The sequence below is a fragment of the uncultured Parasphingorhabdus sp. genome, from assembly GCF_963677535.2.
Lineage (GTDB): Bacteria > Pseudomonadota > Alphaproteobacteria > Sphingomonadales > Sphingomonadaceae > Parasphingorhabdus.
In genome coordinates this window covers 871,434-894,549 of record NZ_CAXXUT010000003.1, presented here as the reverse complement: position 1 = coordinate 894,549, position 23,116 = coordinate 871,434, and the positions used below count along the sequence as shown (strand labels likewise).

The window sequence follows — 23,116 nt, the reverse complement described above, 5'->3', positions numbered from 1 at the left end:
AGGTCCTAAAACAAGTTCAGGATGACGGAACAGCGAACATGCTTCCAATTCTTCCATTCTTTTGCGTTGCAAAGTGAAATCCAAATGGCATGATGCACAGAAAAAGAGGATGCAACATGCTGACAAAGGGCGACGAATATCCGCTGCACCAGACGCCGGAACCAATGGCTTTATCGGGCGGCAACCGCAATTTCTACGACCGCTATTTCTTCAACGGCTATAGCGCCGACGGCAGCATCTTCTTCGCCGCCGCGCTCGGAATCTATCCGCAACTCGATATCATGGACGCCGCCTTTTGCGTGTCGATCGACGGCAAGCAATATAATCTGCGGGCTTCCAAGAGAATGGGAAGCGAAAGACTCGACCTGACGGTCGGCCCGATCACCGTCACCATCGTCGAACCGCTGCAACAGCTCCGCCTGACCGTCGCTGCAAACGACAGTCCGGTCACCGCCGACATCCTGTTCTCCGCCCGCCACCAGCCGATCGAGGAGCCCCGCTTCATCCGCCGCGAGGGGCCCCGGCTGATGATGGATTACACCCGAATGACGCAGAATGGCGACTGGTCGGGTACAATCAGCGTCGATGGTCAGAATATCGATATCGGCCATTGCCGCGGCACCCGCGACAGAAGCTGGGGTATCCGCCAGGTCGGAGCCTCCGAATCGCAACCTCCGCCCGCCGGCGCGTTCCCGCAATTCTGGTGGCTCTGGACACCGCTCAATTTCGACCATCACGCCTGTTTCTTTCACAGCAATGACGACGGCGACGGGATGCCGTGGAATCGGCGCGGCGTGGTCGATACGATCGCCCGGAGCGCGCTCGAGTTTGAACCGGATGCCATCGATCTCAGCTATCATTCGGGTTCCCGCCGTATCAAACAGGTGCAGTTCGAAACGGGCACCGGGTCGCTCTCCATCACACCGCGCACCAGCGATGCGGCGCGGACATTCTACATGTCGGGCCTCGGCTATCTCCATCCGATCTGGGGTCATGGCATGGACCATGGCGACCTCGAGGTCGACCATGATGTCATCGCCCTCGACCCCGCACCGGCGATCGACATGACCACCATCCATATTCAGGCGCTCAGCGATGCTGTGCTCACCGTTGATGGCCAAGAGTATCGCGGCATTGGCGTGGTGGAACAGCTGTTCATCGGCCCGCATGCGACCAGCGGCCTCGCCGGCATCATGGACCCAGCAGCATGAGCGGTCGCTTCCCTGTACGTCCCAAAGAGTTCGAAACCGCCTTCATCGAGCAGGTTTTTGGTGCCACTTCCGGATCGCTGCGGTCGCTCACGCACAAACCAGTCGGCACCGGGCAGGTTTGCGACAGCTATCGCTTCACCTGCGACTGGTCGGAAGAAGGCCATCCGGACACCTTCATCGCCAAATGCCCGAGCGCCGATCCGGTCAGCCGGGGCGCCGCCGCGATCTTCCATCTCTATGATATGGAAGTGGGCTGGTATCGCGATATCGCCAAAGATTGCGCCGCGCTCTGTCCCCAATCCTACCATGCCGACATCGCGGAAAACGAGCAGGAATTTGTGCTGCTTCTGGAAGACATGGCCCCCGCCTCCCAAGGCGACCAGCTGGCTGGCGCGTCCTTGGTTCAAGTGGAGACAACATTGGCGGAGGCCGCTGCCCTTCACGATTTTCAACCGGCCAGCGGGTTCGACAATCTGGAATGGCTGGATCACGGCACCGGCAACAGCCAGTTTCTCGAGTCCAGCCTGCCCGCCGGCTATCCCGTCTTTCGCGAGCGATTCTCGGCCCTGCTCTCACCGGAAATACTGGACTTGGGACAGGAGCTGGTTGACCGCATCGGGTCTTATATTGCGCATGAACCGCCGGAATTGACCGTCACCCACGGGGACATGCGGCTCGACAATATCCTGTTCCATGCCGATGGCAAGATCGCCGCTCTGGTCGACTGGCAGACCTGCTCTCTCGGAAATCCGGCCAATGATGTGGCTTATCTGATCGGGACCAGTTTCGCCGATCCGGAAGAGAGGCGGGATCGGGAACAAAGACTGGTCAGAGACTATCTGTCGAGACGATCAAATGCACCGGCCTTCGAGATTTTCTGGGACGAATATCGCCGCCACGCCTTTTCCGGCTTCCTGATGGCGATCAACGCCTCGCTGCATGTCGAACAGACCGAGCGCGGCGACAGGATGTTCGCCGCCATGGCCGAACGCCCCGCGCAAATGGCGATCGATCTGGACAGCCTCAGCCTGCTCTAGGAGGCGGCCCCGTGGCCGAGCGCCAGATAATCATCGGATTGCATCTCGAGCAGCCGCGATGCGGTGCGTTCAAACTCAAACGCGCCGTCCCCTTCCGGATAGAGCGCGTCGGGCTCGGCATCAGCGCTGGCCAATAGCTTGACCCGATATTCGTAGAGCGCATCAATCAGCGTGACAAAGCGCGCCGCCTCATTGCGGTTCTCCTTCGAAAGCACGGGAATCCCGACGATGATCACGCTGTGATAGTGGCGCGCGATCGCGAGATAGTCCTGCGCACCGCGCGCTTCTGCGCACAACCGCTTGAACGAGAAGACCCCGACCCCCTTGAGCGATTTCGGAACGGTCAGCATCCGGCCACCCTGCACCTCGATTTCGGCCGAAGGAACATGGGCGCGGTCCTCGGGAGGATAGTCGGTCAGCCGGAAAAAGGCTTCGCTCAACGCCTTGGTTGCAGCCTCGCCATTGGGCACATGCCATAGATCGACATCGCCCAGTCTTTCCCGCCGGTAATCGGTTGGGCCGTTCAGCGAAATCACATCCAGCCTGGTCTTGAGCAGCTCTATGAAGGGCAAAAAATGCTCGCGGTTGAGTCCGTTCTTATAGAGATCATCGGGCGGCCGGTTGGAGGTGGTGACAATGGTTACGCCAGCCTCGACCAGACCGGTGAACAGGCGCGACATGATCATCGCATCGGCGCTGTTGTTGACCACCATTTCGTCGAAGGCGAGAAAACGTGCTTCGCTGGCCAGTGCCTTGGCGACCGGGATCACCGGATCGCCCTGTTCCTTCTTGCGCTCTTCATTGAGCCGGGCGTGTACATCGAGCATGAACTCGTGAAAATGCGCGCGTTTCTTCCGCTGGATATCGAGATTGTTATAGAAAAGGTCCATCAGCATCGACTTGCCGCGACCGACCCCGCCCCACATGTAAATGCCTTGCGGAGCCTGCGGTTTCTTGCCGAAGGCCCGCCACAATATGCTGCCGCGCGGCGGCACGGCTTCCAGTTCTTCCTGCAAACGGGCAAGCCGTTTGGCACAGGCTTCCTGATCGGGATCGGGTTTCAGTTCTCCTTGCGCGATCAGATCCAGATAGCGCTGGTAGAAGCTGCTCATTGCAAATCTGTTTTCTGGCGTGGTGCCTTTTTCACGATGGCGGTGAAAGAGGCCATATTGTCCCGGCCCTTGTCGCCCTGCACGACCAGCCCGCGCATGAACAGAAAACGCCCGGTTTCGCGCGTGATCTCGACTTGCGCCTCAAGCAGCTCGTCCAGCCGCGCGGAACCGAGAAAATGGGTCTGCAGTTCGAGAGTGACCGCATAGCCGGACGGACCGAGGTCGAGCACCCGCATCGCGGCAAACAGCGAACAGTCGATGAAACCCATCATCGTTCCGCCATGGACCGCATCGCCGAGATTACGGTGTTTGCGCTCGGGAAACATGCGCACCCGGGCGATAGCGTCATCATGCCCGTCACCGCCGCGCCGGACAATCATCTTTCCCAGAAAGCTGTTATAGCAATCGGGATCGTTCAGCTGCCATATCTTCCAGTCCGGAAAGTCCGGATCGGGCTCGCTGATGACAAAATTGCGCTCTGCTTCAGACATGAATGGGCGCCGGCTTTCGAATCAGACTTCGCGCGAGGCGGTCATCTTCTTGATTTCGGCAATCGCCTTGGCCGGCGACAGACCCTTGGGACAGGCATTGGCACAATTCATGATCGTGTGGCAGCGATAGAGCCGGAACGGATCTTCCAGTTCATCGAGCCGTTCACCGGTCATTTCATCGCGGCTGTCGGCGAGCCAGCGATAGGCCTGCAGCAGGATAGCGGGGCCAAGGAATTTGTCGCTGTTCCACCAGTAGCTGGGACAGCTGGTCTGGCAGCACGCACAGAGGATACATTCGTACAGCCCGTCCAGCTTGTTACGGTCTTCCGGCGATTGCAGCCGCTCCTTGCCCGAAGGCGTCGGCGTAACCGTTTTCAGCCAGGGCTGAATCGAGGCATATTGGGCGTAGAAATGGGTAAAATCAGGCACCAGATCCTTGATAACTTCCATATGCGGCAGCGGAGTAATGGTCACCTTGTTGCCGCAATCCTCTATCGCGGTGGTACAGGCCAGACCGTTTTTGCCGTTGATGTTCATCGCGCAGGAACCGCAGATTCCTTCGCGGCAGGACCGGCGGAAGGTCAGCGTGGCATCCTGTTCCGACTTCATCTTGATCAGCGCATCGAGCACCATCGGCCCGCAGTCATCGGTGTCGATTTCGAACGTGTCGTAGCGCGGGTTCTCGCCCTTGTCGGGATCATAGCGATATACTTTGAACGGTCGCTTCTTCCCGTTGGTCAGCGCCTGATGCAATTCGCCCGTCTTGCGGATCTTGCTATTCTTGGGGAGCGTGAAAGTAGCCATGTCTGTCGGATTCCCTTGTTCTGCGGATCGGCATAACCAAGAAGTGCAGCTATCTCAACAGTTTTGCACTGCAAAAAAGACTAGGGGGCTTCCAATTCCTGCAATCACCGGTGGCGGTCAAAAAAAGCAACCATGTCGTCGAGCACCGGAGCCTTGTGACGAAAGGGCTTGGCCAACGCCATCATGATCTCGAGATGGTCGATACCGGGATATTCGACATATTCCGCGTCCCCGCCGGCATCGAGCATCCTGTCGCGCAAAATCCTGCTGTTCCGGGGCCTAACCTGGGTGTCGTTGCTGCCGCTGGAGAGCCACAATGGCGGGGCGTCGGGCCGGACGAAATTGACCGGCTGGGTCATTGCCGGCGCCGGATAGTCGCCGAAACTCTGCCTCGTGGTTTCCGAATCAAACGGATAGAAATCATAGGGACCAGCCAACGCGGCAACGCCCTGAATCAGGTCTGGCGACTTGCCTTCCCGTCCCAGCCATTGCCGGTCGAGCGCCAGCATCATCACATTATAGGCTCCGGCGGACTGACCCGACAGGAAGATCCGCTCCGGATCACCCCCAAATGTCCCGATATTATCGTGCACCCAGGCCAGCGCCTTGGCGCTGTCTTCGAGAAAACCGGGAAAGCGGGTGTCGGGGAAAAGCCGATAGTCGGGCAGAACCACCATATAGCCTCGATTGGCCAGCGCCCGGCCGGCAAACGCATAATGTTCCTTGGCACCATCCCGCCAGCCGCCACCATAAATGAAGACAATCACCGGTAGCGGTTCGGCCGAGATGTTGGTGGGCGCCCATATATCGAACGCCAGTCCGTGCTGGTCATCGAATTTCTGGTCCGGCAACAACAATCTTGCATCGCCGTCGCCCGGGAACGCGTTGTTCGCCATGTTCAGCTGTTTGGGTCCCGGCTGCGAAAAGAACCACCAGCCAGCACCGACCAGCACAAGAACCAGCAGACCAATGATCAGCAACCATTTCATGCCAATCCTCTAACCAGAGCCTGATACAGTAGCAATGGGGCTGCATTGCGAACCGCGAGCAGATTTGACGATATATCGCCAGATTCGGCTGCTTCCGGAACAGACTATGCCGGACGCAAGCTCTGCTGTTCTATTCCATCAGGCCGTGACGCCGGTAGCCTTCGGCCAATATTGTCTCGATCAATTGCGCCTGTGTCCAACCCGCCCGCTGCGCAGACCGGCCGAACACCTTTTCCGACCACAGGTTGCAGTTGAGATTGAGCTCGAGAAACTGGACATTACCGGTATCCATATTCACCCGGAATTCAAACCGGCCATAATCGAAAGGCCGGTAATCGGTCATGACCCGGCGCGTCAGTTCGGCGATCTGCGGGCACATTTCCGGATGGTCAAAATCGACCAGCTGATATTTATGACCGCGTTCAACCAGGTCGCGCTTTTCCCAATAGGTCCGCAAGTGGCTGGGATCGGCCTGCTCGAACAGCATCATCGGCATGATTTGCGGTTCGCCGTTGATTGTGACCACCGGCACTTCGACGTCGCTTCCTTCCAGAAACGGCTCGACAATGGCATCATGCCCTTCTTCGTGAATCTCGGCCACAGCCTGCCGCACACCGACCCAGTCGGAGGCGTCGTGAATACCCCAGCTTGCCGAACTGGCATTGGGCTTGACCACCATTCTTTCGGCCACCGGACAGTCTTTTTCCTCGACCGGTGCACCGCAGCGATAGATAGTCCAGGGCGCGGTGGGTAATCCGCGCTCGCGGGCCGAAAGCTTGGCGAGATGCTTGTCGTCGGCAAGGCCGCGCAGGATCGGTGTCGCTCCCAGATAGGGAATCGACAGGCGTTCGCAAAGCAGGGGAATCAGCATTTCGCTGTTCAGGAAGCCGCCGCGATTGAGCAGGGGGAAAACGAAATCCGCCTCCGGCTGGCCAAACAAGATTTCATATGTGTTGGAAAGCGTCAGGTTCAGACCGAGCGACTCCAGGATGCTGCGAACCTCATGATGGTAGATGGCATGATTGCCGTCTTCCTTGTGCAGGCTGCCATCGCCCAGAGCATGTTTGGCCATGAAAAGAAGACGAACCTCTTCCTTGGCACGATCGGATATTGTCAATGGATCAGCAATTGCGGTCACTAGATTAGGCCTCAGCTTCACAGGACTGAAATATGCCTGTGTCAAATTACGGAAACTGGAAAAATCGCTGCGTACATAGGACATTTTTGCGAATAAGCAATTTCCCTTTTTGCCTTATCGTTCTATGGATGCGGTTTGTAGCAACGGACCGAGCAAATTAGTTGAGTTTATTTCAATCCGAGACGGCTCAGGCCATGAGCAGCGGCGGCGATGCCCGCATCACCATGGACCCCGCGACGGGACTGAACCGTTATCATAGCAGCCCCTGGCCCCGAGATATCATTGCCTATGCCAGTTCAACGGCCAATGATATAAGCAAAGCGGCATTTGCGCATGTCCAGTCGGTGCTGGCGAAACATGGCCAGCGGATATCCGACCCCGAATTCTATCAAGAGCGCCTGGAACACTTGCGGCACACGATCCGGACCGCTTATGATCTTCCGCAAACAGTGCAGGTCGCATTCGCCCCTTCAGGCACCGATCTGGAATATATTGCACTGCTCTCCGTGAAAGGTGATCACAAGCGCCCGGTGCACAATATTCTGCTTGGTTCGGACGAAGTTGGCAGCGGCTGCATCCATAGCGCACATGGCCACTATTTCAGCGGTGAAACCGCATTGTCGATAGAAACGGTTCCGGGCATGCCGGTCGACGGACTGGGCGATACATCGCTTCAGGAATTTCCGGTTCGCGATGAAGCCGGGGTGGCCTATAACAGCATCGAAATTACCGGCCAGATCGAACCGGCCATCCGGGCGGCGCTCGAACGGTCGGAAAGACCACTGGTCCATATCGTGCATGGATCCAAGACCGGATTGATCCTGCCACATCTGGCTGAGATTGACGCATTGCGTGACAAATATGGTTCGGATATCGCCTTCGTTGTCGACGCCTGTCAGGCGCGGATCACCTCGGCCGCGATCGCCGATTATCTGCAGCGCGACATCATGGTATTTCTGACCGGCTCGAAGTTCATGGGCGGTCCACCATTCAGCGGCTTTGCCCTGATGCGCGAAGACATGCTGCACAGCTGTGGTCCGATACCCGCCGGACTTTGCAATATATTCCGCCGCGCCGAATTCCCCCGGGCCTGGCCCGGACAGGAAAGACTGCGTGCGGACAGCAATCCGGGACTGTTGTTGCGACTCGAGGCTTCACTGTTTGAACTGGAGCGCTTCCAGGCACTTCCGACTGCGGAAATCCGCCGGATCACCGACCAGTTCCGTGAAGCGACGCAATGGCTGTGCGGACAGATTGGCGCGGAAAAGGTCCACAGTTACCCACCGGGCGAAAAAGAGGAAGCCCGGTTGCATCCGCTCGAAATGCGGACTTTGGTAACCATCAATATCAGCGACGGCACCAGCCTGGATTTCGATGATGCCACGCGGATCCACAAGGCGATGGTAGCGAGGGATATTCGGCTGGGCCAGCCCGTCCGATGTGTGAAATGGGGTAATGGACGGTTTGGCGGGACCTTGCGGCTCGGCCTGTCGATGCCGCAAATGATCAATCTGGCCGCGCTTGATGACGCAGGACTTGCCGCGAAACTGCGCAAAGACATGGCGACAATTGCCGGCGCCTATCAGGAAGCGCGTGATACCGCCCTCATCGCTGCAGACAGCTGATTTGGCTATAATTTCAGGCCGGCCACCCGATCTTCCAGTATGGCTTCGACAATCTTGTACGTCCGCTCATTGTCGACATCGATAGCCTGAGTGCCGTCGCTCAGCGGCACCCGTCGGATGGTGATGCCGAAGCGCTTGGACATGCGTCTGAAAGCGCCATCAATGGTAACCAGCTTGAACCGCATGAGCAATATGTTAAACAGGCCGAAAGCGTTAACCAGACGCTTGGGGTTTTTCATGAACTGCCCGCCTTCGCGGAAAATATCGGCAGCTTTCAGCGCATCATTATTGGCGATTCCGTAGAGATTGCAATTGGCATAGCCATTGTCCCGGAAGTCGTAGAACCCGCCCTGCGCCTTGGGATGGATCGCGGTGATATCGTCCTTGTTGGCCAGTCCGGCGACGGCATCCGCTCCCTCTTCGAGTGCTTTGACAGCCCTGTCGATACTGTCGTGCTTGATCAGAACATTATCTGCGGTGGTGATGATGAAAGGTGGTGTTCCATTGGCACAGCCCAGCAGGACGCTTTCGGCAATATTGCTATCCGATGCGATGAAATGGATGGGAAGATCGTCACGCGCAAATTTTGCGGCCACCGGGCGGACTGCAGCCTCGCCATCGGGTTCGATCAATATATGGACGGACCGGCAACCGGGATGGCTGGTGACCGACTCCAATGTCCGGGCAATCAGTTGCTCGCCGGCGATGGGGATCAGGCATTTGTGGCTGACGCCATGCGCCTCCGCCAAGGGATTGATCACACCCGTGCGCTGGGCAGCCAGCAATATTACATCAAATCTGGTATCCATATGGTCCCTGTGGCGCGGGCGCTGGATTTATTCAAGAGCCGGATTGATAAGACAATGATGGAAATAGCAGAATTTTGCGATAAAGAGATCGATCAACCGTCTGATGATGAGTAGGAAAAGTCGAGATCTGTGTCGCAAAATAGACTCTCCAGATGGTTCAGCAGCGAAGATTCGCTGGTTCGCGTATTCCGCAACAGCAGCTGGCTCTTCTCCGCCAAGGGTATCGGTGCGGTCCTGAGCATCTTCTATCTCGCGATCTTGACCCGCAGCTTGGGGGTCGCCGGCTTTGGTGAATTCATGGTCATCGTCGGCGCCATCCAGGTTCTGTCAGCAATCCTGAAACTGCAGACCTGGCAGACCGTGGTGCAATTTGGCGTCCCCTATCTGATCGCCGGACAGCATGCGGCGTTCCGGAAACTGTCGGCCCGAAGCTTTTCGATCGAACTGATCGGCGGGCTGGTTGCCTGCGCGGCCTTGTGGCTGATGCTGCCTCATGGCGCGACCCAATTTGGCTGGAGCGGCACGGTCGAACAGGCGATACTGGGTTATGGCGTGATTGTTTTCCTGTCGGTCCGGTCGACCCCCACCGGCATATTGCGGGCGCAGGACCGCTTCGGCGGCAATGCCTTCGGCGATGCCATCATTCCGATCGTGCGCTTCGTCGGAGCTTTGGCCCTGTTCTTGACCCGGCCGTCGATGACCGGCTTTCTGATCGTCTGGGGGCTTTCCGAATTTGTCAGTTTCGTGGTGATGTGGCTGATGGTCTGGCGGCGGCAGGAACAAGCCCCTCTACCGCAAAGCGCGATCACACAAGCGGCCCCGGCGCCGGACCGAAAGGAGTTCGCAGCATTTCTGCTGTTCACCAATCTCGCCTATCTGATCAGCGTGATCCGCGAACGGCTGGTGGTCGTCATTGTCGGCTTTTTTGTTGGCCCGGCTGCCGCAGGCCTGTTCCGTCTGGCCGACCAGCTTGCCAACAGCCTCAACCGGCTCGCGGAAGTGTTTGCCCGCCCGCTTTTTGCAGAATTGTCCCGCCTGTTCGCGACCGGACAGTCGCGCAAATCCAGAGCCCTGTTCTGGCGATCCCTTCGGGTTTCGGCGCTGAGCGGCGGCGTCCTTTTCCTCGGCCTGCTGCTGTTCGGCAAGCATATCATCAACCTGATTTCCGGACCCGAATATCTCGCCGCCTTCCCGCTATTGCTGCTGCTGGGCGCCGCAACCATCATCAGCCTGGCCGGATTGGGCCTCGAACCCCTGCTTCAGGCTGCGGGCCGTACCAGAAATGCGCTGCTGGTCCGACTGGTCGGTTTGCTCACGCTGGGACTGTTGATGGCCTTTGCATTACCCGCCTCGGGCACGATTGGTGTGGCCTGGGCCATGCTGATCTCGGCGATGGTGACGAGCGTCATGCTGCTGGTCTCGAGCAGGGCCGTGATCGGCAAACCCCGGCGACCCGTTCCGAAACTTCGCAAACCATAAAAAAGGCGACCCGCAGGCCGCCTTTTTCGCAATTCGATGTGGTTTCGCTTAACGCTTGGAGAACTGGAAGCTCTTGCGCGCTTTTGCCTTACCGTATTTCTTACGTTCAACCTTCCGGCTGTCACGGGTAAGAAAGCCTTCGGCTTTCACTGCCGACCGCAAAGCCGGTTCATATTTGGTCAGGGCTTGCGAAATGCCGTGCTTGACCGCGCCGGCCTGTCCGGAAAGACCGCCGCCTTTAACCGTAACGTCCACGTCATATTGACCTTCGCGCTCGGTGATGGCGAAAACCTGGTTGAGCACCAGACGCAGGGTCGGGCGAGCGAAATAAGTTTCCTGGTCACGACCGTTGATCGTGATCTTGCCTTTGCCGGGCTTCAGCCAAACACGGGCAACCGCGTCTTTACGGCGACCGGTTGCATAGGCACGGCCATATTTGTCCAGCTCCTGCTCGCGCAAAGGCATGGTGGAGACGGGAGGCTCAGCGGCTACGGTTTCGGCGTCCGCTTCAGCAGCAGCCGGTGCATCGACCACAGCCGGGCCAGCGATATCTTTAAGATCAGCGAGATCGGTTTTTACGTCAGACATTATGCGCCCACCTTGTTCTTACGGTTCATCGAAGCGACGTCGAGCGCCACCGGGTTCTGGCCAGCATAAGGATGCTCGGTGCCGGCAAAAACGTGCAAGGCACGCATCTGGGCGAAGCCAAGTGGTCCCTTGGGGATCATCCGCTCGACAGCTTTTTCCATGACGCGCTCGGGGAAACGGCCTTCGAGGACCTTTTCCGCGGTCGTGCCGCTGATGCCGCCGGGATGGCCGGAGTGCTTGTAATAGGTTTTCTGCTTGGTCTTGTTGCCGGTGAACTTCACCTTCTCGGCGTTGATCACGATGACATGGTCGCCGCAATCCACATGAGGGGTGTAGCTTGGCTTGTGCTTGCCGCGCAGGATATTGGCGATAATCGATGCAACCCGGCCAACGACCAGATCTTCGGCATCAATGATATGCCATTTCTTTTCGACATTAGCTGGCTTGGCCGACTGTGTCTGTTTCGTGATACCCTTCATGGGGTGACTCCTTCTTGGAGAATGGATAGATTTAAAAATGATAAAAGCCGGACACGAAGTTCCGGCCGGCTGCGGCGCTATTGGCCCTGTTTTTTCCGCAAGTCAAGCGAAAGCGGGGCTTTGCTGGCGGGTATAATATTACCGAGGGCCGTTTTCCGCTTACGGACGGCCGATTAAATGGACGCCCCAGACAGTCGACGCGACAACCAGCGCCCCAACCGCCTGGTGCAGCACCGCCAGATGGATATCGATCCCGGTCATCACCGTGGCGATGCCCAGCAAGATCTGGCTGCCAAAGGCTATATGGATAGCAACCGAAGCGCGGCGGTCCATTTTCCGGACCTTCCGGGCGAGAACCACCAGAAAACCGACCGCAACCCAGGCCCACCAGCGGTGGATGAAGTGGATCAGATAGGGGTCATTATTAAGCGCATTCCAGATACCCGAAGCCCAGTCGATCCCGCCGGGAATGAAATAGTCATTCATCAGCGGCCAGCTGCTCGACACATAACCGGCGTTCAGACCGGCGGTATAGGCGCCGAACAGCAGCTGTACGAACAGTACAACAATCGTCATCAGACCAAAGCCCGTCAGCCGTGCCGGCTTTCTGTCACCCGCCGCCCACTGGCGCAAGTCGAGTGCCGTCCAGACAAGCCCGCCCAATATGAAAAGCGCCGTCAGCAAATGGACAGCCAGCCGGAAATGACTGACATCGGTCCGTTCGCTCAGGCCGGAACTGACCATCCACCAGCCAATCGCTCCTTGCAGACCGCCGAGCGCCAGCAAGGCCACCAGACGCCAGCCATAGCCGGACGGAATTGCCCGCTTCACCGCAAACCACAGCAGCGGCAGTGCAAAGGCCACTCCGATCAAACGCCCGAGCAGGCGGTGCACCCATTCCCAGAAATAAATGAACTTGAAGTCCGCCAGCGTCATGCCCGCCGGCCCGTTAATTTCCAGATATTCGGGGATCTGCTTGTATTTTTCAAATTCTGACAACCAGTCCGCTTCGCTCAGCGGCGGTAGCGCGCCGGTCACCGGTTTCCATTCCGTGATCGACAGGCCCGATTCGGTCAGCCGGGTAATCCCGCCTACCACCACCATGATGAAGACCAGAAAGGCGACGGAATAAAGCCAGTTGGCGATCGCGATCGGGCGACGGGAACTGGCCATGCTGTCTGGCTGCTCTGCGGTAATCGGCTGGGTCATCTGCGGCTATTTGGAATTAAATCGCCCGCCTGACAACCAGAATCGCGGAAGCGCGCCAAAATTTGGAAAGGAGGAGAAATGATATGTTGTAACTTAACAGGTCCTTTTCTATATGTTGCACACGCAAACAATGAAGCGAGACAGTGAGTCGTGTTTACGACAGCGAAATTCTGGGACAAGAACGGCGCCATGGTCAGGGACGGCCTTTGGGATCGGATCGCCGTGCTCGTCTCCGGCCTGTGCCTCGCACATTGTGTTGCGACCATTGCCTTTGTCGCGCTGCTGTCGTCGGCCGGCGGCATGTTTCTCAACCCGCTGATCCATGAAATCGGGCTTGGCATAGCTATTGCCCTCGGTTTTTTTGCGCTGGGACGCGGCGTGCTGGACCATGGCTATATCATGCCGGTAGCGATCGGTAGCCTGGGACTGGGAATGATGATGGGCGCGATCACGATTGGTCACGAAAACGGCCATGACAGCCTCGAAGTCCTGTATACCATGCTGGGTGTCGGCTTTCTGGCACTGGCCCATGACCTGAACTATCGCGCCACCCATTAAGTTTCTGCCCATTGCCCTTGCGGTGAAACATCCCTAAATTGCCCTGATGGGAAAACATGATCATCACGAGCATCACGGCGAATCCTTAGCCGACGCGGCGCGCCTCAATCTGGAGAAATCCGGGGAAAAATGGACGGAGACCAGAGCCGCCATTTTCGACGCGCTGGCCGGTTTCTCGCGCCCGGCATCGGCCTATGACATTGCCGAACTGGTTTCCGCCGCGCGCGGGAAGCGTGTCGCACCGAATAGCGTCTACCGGATATTGGATCTGTTCGTGGCGAATAATCTCGCGATGCGGATTGAAAGCGCCAATGCCTATCTCGCCAACAGCCATCCCGGCTGCGAGCATGATTGTATTTTTCTGGTTTGCGACAGTTGCGGCGAGGCCACCCATATTGATGACGACCCGCTGTCGCAGCAAGTGCGCAAAGTAGCAAATAACCAGGGCTTCAACTCCATCCGGCCGGTGATCGAAGTGCGCGGTATCTGCCAGAAATGCAGTTGATCCGGTTCCATTCTCAGCAAATGTTCACAAGCGGTCTGCTGAAAGTTCGACAGAGCATCGTAATGCCGTTAGAACTGGAAGCACACAGGGAGTAAATATGCCAGTTTCGAATACACCATTGCTGGATAATGTCTCCTTGCCGGCCGATCTGCGCAAATTAAAGCCGACGCAACTCCGGCAGTTTGCCGACGAACTGCGCACCGAAGTGATCGACACCGTGTCCACCACCGGCGGGCATCTCGGCGCCGGGCTCGGCGTTGTCGAACTGACCACGGCCATCCATTATGTCTTCAATACGCCTGAAGACCGGCTGATCTGGGATGTCGGCCACCAATGCTATCCACACAAGATTATCACCGGTCGTCGCGATCGAATCCGGACACTGCGGCAAGGCGGGGGTCTTTCCGGCTTTACCAAGCGGTCGGAAAGCGAATATGATCCTTTCGGCGCTGCGCACAGCTCGACCTCGATCAGCGCGGCGCTCGGCTTCGCCATTGCCAACAAGCTCAACGACGCGCCGGGGCGCGGCATTGCCGTGATCGGCGACGGCGCCATGAGCGCCGGCATGGCCTATGAAGCGATGAACAATGCCGAGGCCGCCGGCAACCGGCTGGTCGTCATTCTCAACGACAATGATATGTCGATCGCGCCGCCGGTTGGCGGCCTGTCAGCCTATCTCGCCCGGATCGTGTCCTCCCGCGAATTTCTCGGCGTGCGTCAGCTGGCCCGGCGCATCGCCCGCAAGCTGCCGAAAGCACTGCACGACGCCGCCCGCAAGACCGACGAATTTGCCCGCGGCATGACCATGGGCGGTACGTTGTTTGAGGAACTGGGCTTCTATTATGTCGGTCCGATTGACGGGCATAATCTGGAGCATCTGATTCCGGTACTGGAAAATGTGCGCGACGCGGCGGAGGGCCCCTGCCTGGTGCATGTGGTCACGGAAAAGGGTAAAGGCTATAAATTCGCCGAGGAAGCCGCTGACAAATATCACGGCGTCGCCCAGTTTGATGTGGTGTCCGGCAAGCAGAACAAGGGGCCGGGCGGTGGCCCCCCGGCCTATCAGAATGTCTTTGGCGAAACCCTTGCCAAGCTGGCCGACAGCGATTCGCGGATTTGCGCGATTACCGCTGCCATGCCGTCGGGCACCGGCGTTGACAAATTTGCCAAGGCGCATCCCGACAAGGCCTTTGATGTCGGTATTGCCGAACAGCATGGCGTGACCTTTGCGGCCGGCCTCGCAGCGCAGGGCATGCGACCGTTCTGCGCCATCTATTCCACATTCCTGCAGCGCGCCTATGATCAGGTCGTGCATGATGTGGCGATCCAGAATCTGCCGGTTCGCTTTGCAATTGACCGCGCCGGTCTGGTCGGGGCCGACGGCAGCACCCACGCCGGCAGCTTCGACATCACCTATCTGGCGACGCTGCCCAATATGGTGGTAATGGCGGCAGCAGACGAAGCCGAACTGGCGCATATGACCTATACCGCCGCCCTGCATGACAGCGGCCCGATCGCCTTCCGCTATCCGCGCGGCAATGGCACCGGCGTTCCGATTCCGGAAAAGCTCGAACGGCTGGAAATCGGCAAGGGCCGGATCGTCAAGCAAGGCACCAAGGTGGCAATCCTGTCGCTCGGCGCCCGACTGGAAGAAGCCAGAAAGGCCGCAGAAAGGCTGGAAGCGCGCGGCCTCAGCACCACTGTCGCTGATTTGCGCTTTGCCAAGCCACTCGACGAGGAACTTATTCGCAAATTGCTGACCACCCATGAAGTGGCGGTTACGATAGAGGAAGCCGCCGTCGGGGGTCTCGGCGCGCATGTCCTGACCTATGCGTCCGACAACGGGCTGACCGATGCGGGTCTCAAAATCCGCACCATGCGTTTGCCGGATATATTCCAGGATCAGGACAAACCCGACCTGCAATATGCCGAAGCCGGACTCGACGCCGATGGCATTGTCGATACCGTGCTCAAGGCCCTCCGGCATAACAGCACCAGTGTCGAGGATGCTGGAGCGCGCGCCTAGCCTATATTGCTGCTTGTGATTGCCGGAAACGGTCTTTAGGCGGTTCGCCATGCCACCCGAACTCTCCCATATCGATCACTGGATTTTCGATCTCGATAATGTGCTCTATCCGGTCGAGTGCGACCTGTTCGCGCTGATCGACATCAAGATGGGCGAATATATTGCCCGGACTCTGGAATGCGACCTCGTGGAGGCGCGCAAAATCCAGAAGGCTTTTTTCCATGATCACGGCACCACGCTGGCGGGTCTGATGCACCATCACGGGACCGATCCGTCGGACTTTCTGGATTTCGTCCACGATATTGACATGGATCGTCTGGCGCCGGCGCCGCTGGTTCGCGATGCCATTGCCGCGCTGCCGGGCGAGAAGCTGGTTTTCACCAATGCTGACCGGCCTTACGCCCTCAAGGTGCTGGAAAGACGCGGACTGGATGGCCTGTTCAACCAGATGCACGACATACTGGACACCGGTCTTGTGCCAAAACCTCAGACAGCTGCTTACGAGAGCCTGATTGCCGCCACCGGCATCAACCCGGCCCGCGCATTGTTTGTAGAGGATATGGCCCGCAATTTGCGTCCGGCAAAAGATTTGGGCATGACCACTGTGTGGATCAATACCGGCGCAGAATGGGCTGGTCGCGAGCATGATCCCGCCTATATTGACCACGAAATCACAGATCTGGAAAGCTGGGTCACCGGCCTCCACCAAGAAAAGGAAGAAACACCGACATGACCGCAGCTTTGCAGACCATTATCGACAATGCCTGGGACAAACGGGAATCCCTTGGCCTGACTACTCAGGGCGAGATCCGCGATGCTGTCGATTCCGCACTGGCCATGCTCGACAATGGCAGCGGCCGGGTCGCCGAGAAGAAAGACGGCCAGTGGGTGGTTAACCAGTGGCTGAAAAAAGCGGTGCTGCTCTCCTTCCGCCTGAACGACAATAAAGTCATCGAAGGGCCTGGCGGCGCCAATCACTGGGACAAGGTGCCGAGCAAATTTGCCGGCTGGGGTGAAAACCGGTTCCGCGAGGCGGGCTTCCGCTCGGTTCCCGGTTCGGTCGTCCGCCAGGGTGCACATATCGGCCGCGGCGTCGTGCTGATGCCGAGCTTCGTCAACATCGGTGCCTTTGTCGATGAAGGCACGATGGTCGATGGCTGGGCGACAGTCGGCAGCTGCGCGCAGATCGGCAAGAATGTCCATATTTCCGGCGGCGCCGGCATCGGCGGCGTGCTGGAACCGCTGCAGGCCGATCCGGTGATCATCGAGGATGGTGCCTTCATCGGTGCCCGGGCGGAAGTTGCCGAGGGTGTCCGCGTCGGCGAGGGTGCGGTGCTTTCGATGGGCGTCTATCTCGGCGCGTCAACCAAGATCGTCGACCGCGACACCGGCAAGATCTGGATGGGCGAAGTTCCACCTTATTCGGTCGTCGTGCCGGGTACATTGCCGCCAAAGGTCAAGGTTGACGGCGCTCCGCAGCCGTCGCTCTATTGTGCCGTGATCGTCAAGACGGTCGACGCGCAGACCCGGTCCAAGACCGGCATCAACGAATTGCTGCGCGACTGATGGCAACCGGGGTGGATCAGGTGAAGGTAACGCTGGAACCGAATGACCACCCCTATCGCAACGGTGCCTGGACTCCGGTTTTCGAGGAAGTCGACACGGATGAACTCGAGATAATCGGGACGATTCCGGCCGATATCGACGGACTCTATGTCCGCAACACCGAGAATCCGGTGCACGATAGTATCGGCCGCTATCATCCCTTTGACGGTGACGGGATGATCCACGCGCTGCGCATTAGCAATGGCAAGGCGCACTATCGCAACCGCTTTGTCCGCACCAAGGGCTTCGAGGCCGAACAGGAAGAAGGCGGTCCCTTGTGGGTCGGCATCATGGGCAAGCCCGATGATTCCAAGCGCAAGGGGTGGGGCGCGCATGGCAGCATCAAGGACAGCAGCTCGACCGATGTCGTGGTTCACGCCGGCGCGATCCTCTCGACCTTCTATCAATGCGGCGAAGGCTATCGGCTCGATCCGGAGACACTGGAGACCCTCGGCACGGCGGACTGGGTTCCTGAGGACGGCATTTCCGCTCACCCGAAGGTCGACGAGGCCACCGGTGAACTGCTGTTCTTCAACTATTCGACCAAAGCGCCCTATTGCCATTATGGCGTCGTCGGGTCAGACAATGCGCTCAAGCATTTTGTGCCCATCGAACTGCCCGGCGCGCGCCTGCCGCACGATATGGCGTTCACCGGGAATTTCGCCATTTTCAACGACTGTCCACTTTACTGGAAGCCGGAATTGATCGAGCGGAATCTCTTTATTCCCGCTTATCATCCCGACGAGCCCACCCGCTTCGGGATCATCCCGCGCATGGGCCAGCCGGAGGACATCAAATGGTTCGACGCAAAGCCAACCTACATCCTCCACTGGACCAACGCCTATGAAGAGGGCGATGAAGTGGTTCTCGACGGCTATTTCCAGAATGAGCCGGTGCCGCCACCCCTGACCGATTTCCCGGAGGGCTATGAAAGCATGGGCGCGAGCATCGACCTGCACAGTTTCAAACCCGAATTGCACCGCTGGCGCTTCAATATGAAAACCGGCGAGACCAAAGAAGAGACCTTGTTCGACGACTATCCGGTCGAATTCGGGATGATCAACCAGCAGATCGCCGGCAAACCCTATCGCTATGTCTATAGCGTCACCGGCGAGCCGGGCTGGTTCCTGTTCAACGGCCTGACGAAACATGACCTCGAGACCGGCGAAGCAGAGCATATCTCCTTTGGCGAGCAACGCTTTGGCTCCGAAGCCCCCTTCATCCCGCGCGCAAATCCGCAGTCAGAGGATGACGGTTATCTGATCAGCTTCATCACCGATATGGCGCAGAACCGGTCGGAATGTATCATCATTGACGCACAGGATATTGCGGCAGGCCCGGTCTGCACGATCATCCTGCCGCACCGGATTAGCAGCGGCACCCATGCAACCTGGGCGTCGGCGGAGCAGATAGCGAGATAACGGTGCTCCGCACTTGATGCGGAGCCCTGACGGCTAGTAGCGCTCTCAATATCCAGAGCTCCGCATCAAGTGCGGAGCACGTCAATCAAACAACTCTCCGTCCACTTCCTTCCCGGCAGGCGGCGTCAATCCGAGATGTTTCCAACCGCGATCATTCAGCGTCCGGCCGCGCGCGGTCCGGGCGATCAGGCCGAGCTGGATCAGATAGGGCTCGATCACTTCCTCCACCGTGTCCCGCGGTTCCGAAAGGCCCGCAGCGAGCGTCTCCACACCGACCGGACCGCCCTTGTAGACGTCCGCAATCATGTAGAGATAGCGCCGGTCCATCGCGTCGAGACCGATGCTGTCGACTTCGAGCCGGACGAGCGATTCATCAGCGATTTTCCGGTCGACCAGTCTCGTGCCCGCGACATTGGCAAAATCCCGCACCCGGCGGAGCAGGCGCCCGGCGATCCGCGGCGTCCCCCGTGCGCGGCGCGCCACTTCGGTGGCACCATCGGGCGCAATATCGAGATCGAGAAGCCGCGCGGCGCGATGAACGACCTGTTCCAGTTCCTCGGTGGTATAGAAATTGAGCCGTACCGGTATGCCGAATCGGTCGCGCAGCGGCGTGGTCAGCAGGCCCTGGCGAGTGGTCGCGCCGATCAGGGTGAATTGCGGCAGGTCGATCCGTACCGAGCGCGCCGAGGGGCCTTCGCCGATGATCAGATCGAGCGCGCGATCTTCCATCGCCGGATAGAGCACTTCCTCGACCACCGGATTGAGCCGGTGGATTTCGTCAATGAACAGGACATCGCCTTCTTCGAGATTGGTCAGCAGCGCTGCAAGATCGCCGGACTTGGCGATGACGGGCCCGGAAGTGGCGCGAAAGCCAACGCCCAGTTCCCGTGCAATAATCTGCGCCAGCGTGGTCTTCCCCAATCCGGGAGGGCCAAAGAACAACACATGATCCAGCGCCTCGCTACGCCCCTTGGCCGCCTCGATAAACACCCGAAGATTGCCGCGCGCCGCTTCCTGCCCGATAAATTCGTCGAGCGTTTTCGGACGCAAAGCGGCGTCGATGTCTTCCGGCTGCCGCTGCGGCGAAAGATGCGAATTATCAGTAACGGCCAATACCCCTGAACTCGTCACCCTGAACTTGTTTCAGGGTCCATGGTGCGCCCATATACCTCACGTGCGACAAACGAAACAACCTTGCGTCTACATACTCGCCAGCCAGCCTTACGGCACGCTTTACATCGGCGTAACGTCGAACCTCATCCAGCGCCTTTGCCAGCATCGCGACAAACTGACGCCCGGATATACCTCTAAATATGCGGTGTATCACCTTGTCCGATTTGAGATGTTCGACGATATGAACAGCGCGATCACGCGAGAGAAACAACTGAAAAATTGGCATCGTCCATGGAAGATCAATCTGATTGAGTCGGAAAACCCGCAATGGGTTGATCTGGCGGTCAATCTGGGCGTGCCCCCGGTACGAGACTGATTTCACACTATCACCGTCATGCTGAACTCGATTCAGCATCCATCGTGCCTCAATCACAGCCTGCGAGCGCGGAGAAGTGGGCCCTGAAACGAGTTCAGGGCGACGGAAAGAATGCTCATGAGCTTGCCGGTGCAAGCCGTCCATCAGCGCACCGCCTTCTTCAACGCCAGTCGGACCAGCGCATCCAGTGTTGCGCCATCGCCAACCTCAGCATCCGCCGCTGCCACCGCCGCGCTCGCATCCGCGGGCTTGAAACCCAGATTCTGCAGCGCACTGACCGCATCGGCGCTGTTGTTCGAGGGCGCATGGACCGCTCCGCCGCCAAGGACCGGATCGGTCGCAATGCCGCCGACCTTGTCTTTCAGCTCATTGACGATCCGCAGCGCCAGTTTCGGACCAACCCCGTTCGCCCGCGAAACCATCGCCTTGTCGCCGGTCGCCACGGCCCGCGAAATTTCTCCCGGTTCCAGTGCAGACAGGATCGCCAGAGCCACCTTGCCGCCGACGCCCTGTACCGAGATCAGCAAGCGGAACCAGTCGCGCTCCGAGCCGCTGGCAAATCCCATCAGCCGCATGTCGGTCTCGCTGACCTGCATCTCGGTATAGATGGTCGCGCCATCGCCCTTGCCGCCAATCGCGCCGATGGTGCGCGACGAACAGAAAACCAGATAGCCGACACCCTGCACATCGAGCACGATATTGTCCGTGCCGATTTCGTCGATAGTGCCGGTCAGTTTTGCGATCATATTGTTGTTTTAGACTAACTTGGCACGCAATCCAGTGTTCTTTCTCTACCCCGCGCAAGCGGGCTACAAAATAGGAGCTCGCACAAGGACACGAAGGCACTAAGCGATTGGTGCCAAGGACTTGTCTTCGTGACTTTGGGTCTTCGTGCGCGAAAAATTAATCCGGTCCTTCGACAGGCTCAGGACGAACGGGCCGTGGTCCCTCTACCGCTTCCGGTGATGCGCGTGGGTGATCGCCACCGCCAGCGCATCGGCGGCATCGGCACCGGCCAGCTTCACGCCGGGCAGCAGGATCTTGATCATCGCCTGCACCTGGTCCTTGTCCGCCTTGCCGACCCCCACCACCGATTTCTTGACCGTCTTCGCCGAATATTCGCCGACTTCGATTCCCGTCCGCGAAGCGCCGAGCAGTACGACGCCGCGCGCCTGCCCCAGCTTCAATGTGCTCTGCGGATTGCTGTTGACGAACACTTCCTCGACCGCTGCCGCATCCGGCTTGTATTCCAGCAGCAGATCGGTCAGCTCGAGATCGAGCTTGAGCAGACGGCTGGCCATCGCCATTTTGCTGTCGGTCTTGATCTGGCCATTGGCGATATGGGACAGGCGATTGCCGTCCGCGACAATCACCCCCCAGCCGGTGGTGCCAAGACCCGGATCGAGGCCGAGAATGATCATATTAAATCGGCAGACCCATGCGGCGACCGACAAAAGCCATGATCATATAAAGGCTTACCGTCAGCAAGCATCCGGCCCCCAGCGACAACCAGAAGCCGATACCATTGCGCAGCATCACCGGAATCAGCAGGAACATTGGAAGAGATGGAAGCACATACCAGAAGGTCGCCTCGGCATGGAGCGCCATATTTTCCGCGTCAGGCCGCGCATACCAGAGGAAGACCATGCCCAATATGGAGATCAGGGGCAGCGAGGCGACGAGCGCCCCGAAACTGGGCTGGCGCTGGGCGATGGTTGCCACCAGAGCCACGATCACTCCTGCGAGTGCGGCCTTGGCGGCAAATTCCCCCATCAGCCGGCGTTCAGTTTTTCCATGATTTCGTCGGACACGTCATAATTGCCCCAGACCGTCTGGACGTCGTCATCGTCTTCCAGAAGATCGATCAGGTTGAGCAAGGTCTCCGCCTGCTCCTGGTCGACTTCGACCTGAACCGTCGGACGCCATGCCAGTTTCACGCTGGCTGCTTCGCCGAGCGCCTTTTCGAGCGCTCCGGAAACCTCGTGAAGGTCTTCCATCGCGGTCCAGATTTCATGGCCGTCCTCATCGGAAGAAATATCTTCCGCGCCCGCTTCCATCGCCGCTTCGAGAACGGTTTCCTCGTCACCGGCGCTGACCGGATATTGAATATAGCCAACCCGGTCAAAACCGTGCGAAACCGAACCGCTTTCACCCAGATTGCCGCCATTTCGCGACATGATGGTACGGACATTGGTAAAAGTGCGGTTATTATTGTCGGTCAGCGTCTCGATGATCAGCGACACGCCACCCGGGCCGAAACCTTCATAGCGGATCTCGCTATAGTCATCGCCTTCGTTGGCAGAGGCTTTTTCGATTGCGCGCTGGATATTGTCCTTCGGCATCGACACAGCCTTGGCGCTGTTGACCGCGAGGCGCAGGCGCGGATTGAAATCCGGGTCCGGCATTCCCGACTTGGCCGCCACGGTGATCTCGCGCGACAGCTTCGAAAATTGCGCCGCACGCTTCTTGTCCTGAGCGCCCTTGCGATGCTTGATATTGTTAAATTTACTATGGCCTGCCATTTTACCTCAAATTCCCGAT

Annotated in this window: 25 protein-coding genes; 11 read left to right on the top strand and 14 right to left on the bottom strand. The window is 58.5% G+C overall.

Features of this window, described 5'->3' with window-relative positions; genetic code table 11:
- Positions 1–116: 116 nt before the first annotated feature.
- On the top strand, positions 117–1,211 hold the full coding sequence (locus ACHZCJ_RS11210; protein ID WP_321326455.1) for a hypothetical protein: 1,095 nt from the start codon (positions 117–119) through the stop codon (positions 1,209–1,211).
- The gene (locus ACHZCJ_RS11205) at positions 1,208–2,248 is read left to right on the top strand and encodes a phosphotransferase (protein WP_321326453.1); all 1,041 of its coding nucleotides are present in this window, start codon (positions 1,208–1,210) and stop codon (positions 2,246–2,248) included. The genes ACHZCJ_RS11210 and ACHZCJ_RS11205 overlap by 4 nt, the downstream gene beginning before the upstream one ends.
- Here ACHZCJ_RS11205 and zapE read toward each other — a convergent pair.
- The 5 genes from zapE to ACHZCJ_RS11180 form a co-directional block, all read right to left on the bottom strand.
- Positions 2,245–3,360 (bottom strand): cell division protein ZapE, encoded by a 1,116-nt coding sequence (zapE, locus tag ACHZCJ_RS11200; protein WP_321326451.1) that lies wholly within the window; start codon positions 3,358–3,360, stop codon positions 2,245–2,247. The two genes, ACHZCJ_RS11205 and zapE, sit on opposite strands and share 4 nt — an antisense overlap.
- Positions 3,357–3,851: a PaaI family thioesterase gene (locus ACHZCJ_RS11195; protein WP_321326449.1), complete on the bottom strand. Its 495-nt coding sequence runs from the start codon at positions 3,849–3,851 to the stop codon at positions 3,357–3,359. Before ACHZCJ_RS11195 ends, zapE begins: the two co-directional genes overlap by 4 nt.
- 21 nt (positions 3,852–3,872) lie before the next feature.
- Positions 3,873–4,655, bottom strand: coding sequence for a succinate dehydrogenase iron-sulfur subunit (locus ACHZCJ_RS11190; protein ID WP_159646797.1), 783 nt, complete (start codon positions 4,653–4,655; stop codon positions 3,873–3,875).
- 104 nt (positions 4,656–4,759) lie between these two features.
- The gene (locus ACHZCJ_RS11185) at positions 4,760–5,644 is read right to left on the bottom strand and encodes an alpha/beta hydrolase (protein ID WP_321326445.1); all 885 of its coding nucleotides are present in this window, start codon (positions 5,642–5,644) and stop codon (positions 4,760–4,762) included.
- Positions 5,645–5,774: 130 nt separating this feature from the next.
- Entirely contained in the window at positions 5,775–6,782 is a 1,008-nt protein-coding gene (locus ACHZCJ_RS11180) for a phosphoribosylglycinamide synthetase (RefSeq protein WP_236554019.1), read from the bottom strand.
- 194 nt (positions 6,783–6,976) lie between these two features.
- Here ACHZCJ_RS11180 and ACHZCJ_RS11175 point away from each other — a divergent pair, with 194 nt between their 5' ends.
- Positions 6,977–8,407, top strand: a complete 1,431-nt coding sequence (locus ACHZCJ_RS11175) for a hypothetical protein (RefSeq protein ID WP_394700103.1) — start codon at positions 6,977–6,979, stop codon at positions 8,405–8,407.
- 5 nt (positions 8,408–8,412) lie between these two features.
- On the opposite strand, the gene ACHZCJ_RS11170 is transcribed toward ACHZCJ_RS11175, so the two are convergent.
- A complete protein-coding gene (locus ACHZCJ_RS11170) occupies positions 8,413–9,216 on the bottom strand; it encodes an NTP transferase domain-containing protein (RefSeq protein WP_159646789.1) in 804 nt (267 codons plus the stop codon).
- Positions 9,217–9,345: 129 nt separating this feature from the next.
- On the opposite strand from ACHZCJ_RS11170, the gene ACHZCJ_RS11165 reads away from it, so the two are divergent.
- Positions 9,346–10,695, top strand: coding sequence for a lipopolysaccharide biosynthesis protein (locus ACHZCJ_RS11165; RefSeq protein ID WP_321326438.1), 1,350 nt, complete (start codon positions 9,346–9,348; stop codon positions 10,693–10,695).
- A 48-nt stretch (positions 10,696–10,743) separates the two neighbouring features.
- Here ACHZCJ_RS11165 and rpsI read toward each other — a convergent pair whose 3' ends face one another.
- The 3 genes from rpsI to ACHZCJ_RS11150 form a co-directional block, all read right to left on the bottom strand.
- Complete coding sequence (rpsI, locus tag ACHZCJ_RS11160) at positions 10,744–11,283, bottom strand: 30S ribosomal protein S9 (RefSeq protein WP_100092983.1); 540 nt, start codon at positions 11,281–11,283, stop codon at positions 10,744–10,746.
- Positions 11,283–11,762: a 50S ribosomal protein L13 gene (gene rplM, locus ACHZCJ_RS11155; protein ID WP_321326435.1), complete on the bottom strand. Its 480-nt coding sequence runs from the start codon at positions 11,760–11,762 to the stop codon at positions 11,283–11,285. The genes rpsI and rplM overlap by 1 nt, the downstream gene beginning before the upstream one ends.
- 159 nt (positions 11,763–11,921) lie before the next feature.
- On the bottom strand, positions 11,922–12,971 hold the full coding sequence (locus ACHZCJ_RS11150; protein WP_321326433.1) for a COX15/CtaA family protein: 1,050 nt from the start codon (positions 12,969–12,971) through the stop codon (positions 11,922–11,924).
- 150 nt (positions 12,972–13,121) lie between these two features.
- Between ACHZCJ_RS11150 and ACHZCJ_RS11145 the strand changes: the two genes are divergently transcribed.
- From ACHZCJ_RS11145 to ACHZCJ_RS11120, 6 genes are all read left to right on the top strand, one after another.
- Positions 13,122–13,529: a MerC domain-containing protein gene (locus tag ACHZCJ_RS11145; RefSeq protein WP_394700102.1), complete on the top strand. Its 408-nt coding sequence runs from the start codon at positions 13,122–13,124 to the stop codon at positions 13,527–13,529.
- 46 nt (positions 13,530–13,575) lie between these two features.
- Positions 13,576–14,034, top strand: a complete 459-nt coding sequence (locus ACHZCJ_RS11140; protein WP_159646781.1) for a Fur family transcriptional regulator — start codon at positions 13,576–13,578, stop codon at positions 14,032–14,034.
- A gap of 97 nt (positions 14,035–14,131) precedes the next feature.
- The gene (gene dxs / locus ACHZCJ_RS11135; RefSeq protein ID WP_159646779.1) at positions 14,132–16,060 is read left to right on the top strand and encodes a 1-deoxy-D-xylulose-5-phosphate synthase; all 1,929 of its coding nucleotides are present in this window, start codon (positions 14,132–14,134) and stop codon (positions 16,058–16,060) included.
- A 49-nt stretch (positions 16,061–16,109) separates the two neighbouring features.
- Positions 16,110–16,793 carry a pyrimidine 5'-nucleotidase gene (locus tag ACHZCJ_RS11130; protein ID WP_159646777.1) on the top strand — a complete coding sequence of 228 codons (684 nt, stop codon included), beginning with the start codon at positions 16,110–16,112 and terminating at the stop codon, positions 16,791–16,793.
- Positions 16,790–17,626, top strand: a complete 837-nt coding sequence (gene dapD / locus ACHZCJ_RS11125) for a 2,3,4,5-tetrahydropyridine-2,6-dicarboxylate N-succinyltransferase (protein WP_159646775.1) — start codon at positions 16,790–16,792, stop codon at positions 17,624–17,626. Before ACHZCJ_RS11130 ends, dapD begins: the two co-directional genes overlap by 4 nt.
- Positions 17,626–19,086 carry a carotenoid oxygenase family protein gene (locus ACHZCJ_RS11120; RefSeq protein ID WP_321326428.1) on the top strand — a complete coding sequence of 487 codons (1,461 nt, stop codon included), beginning with the start codon at positions 17,626–17,628 and terminating at the stop codon, positions 19,084–19,086. The genes dapD and ACHZCJ_RS11120 overlap by 1 nt, the downstream gene beginning before the upstream one ends.
- Positions 19,087–19,167: 81 nt before the next feature.
- Here ACHZCJ_RS11120 and ruvB read toward each other — a convergent pair whose 3' ends face one another.
- Positions 19,168–20,199, bottom strand: coding sequence for a Holliday junction branch migration DNA helicase RuvB (ruvB, locus tag ACHZCJ_RS11115; RefSeq protein ID WP_321326426.1), 1,032 nt, complete (start codon positions 20,197–20,199; stop codon positions 19,168–19,170).
- A gap of 61 nt (positions 20,200–20,260) precedes the next feature.
- On the opposite strand from ruvB, the gene ACHZCJ_RS11110 reads away from it, so the two are divergent.
- Complete coding sequence (locus ACHZCJ_RS11110; RefSeq protein ID WP_321326424.1) at positions 20,261–20,575, top strand: GIY-YIG nuclease family protein; 315 nt, start codon at positions 20,261–20,263, stop codon at positions 20,573–20,575.
- A gap of 143 nt (positions 20,576–20,718) precedes the next feature.
- On the opposite strand, the gene ruvA is transcribed toward ACHZCJ_RS11110, so the two are convergent.
- From ruvA to ACHZCJ_RS11090, 4 genes are all read right to left on the bottom strand, one after another.
- Entirely contained in the window at positions 20,719–21,321 is a 603-nt protein-coding gene (ruvA, locus tag ACHZCJ_RS11105) for a Holliday junction branch migration protein RuvA (protein ID WP_321326421.1), read from the bottom strand.
- Between the two features lie 204 nt (positions 21,322–21,525).
- A complete protein-coding gene (gene ruvC, locus ACHZCJ_RS11100; RefSeq protein WP_100092996.1) occupies positions 21,526–21,996 on the bottom strand; it encodes a crossover junction endodeoxyribonuclease RuvC in 471 nt (156 codons plus the stop codon).
- A gap of 1 nt (position 21,997) precedes the next feature.
- The gene (locus tag ACHZCJ_RS11095) at positions 21,998–22,348 is read right to left on the bottom strand and encodes a DUF3147 family protein (protein WP_321326418.1); all 351 of its coding nucleotides are present in this window, start codon (positions 22,346–22,348) and stop codon (positions 21,998–22,000) included.
- Positions 22,348–23,097, bottom strand: coding sequence for a YebC/PmpR family DNA-binding transcriptional regulator (locus ACHZCJ_RS11090; RefSeq protein WP_159646761.1), 750 nt, complete (start codon positions 23,095–23,097; stop codon positions 22,348–22,350). Before ACHZCJ_RS11090 ends, ACHZCJ_RS11095 begins: the two co-directional genes overlap by 1 nt.
- Positions 23,098–23,116: the final 19 nt, after the last annotated feature.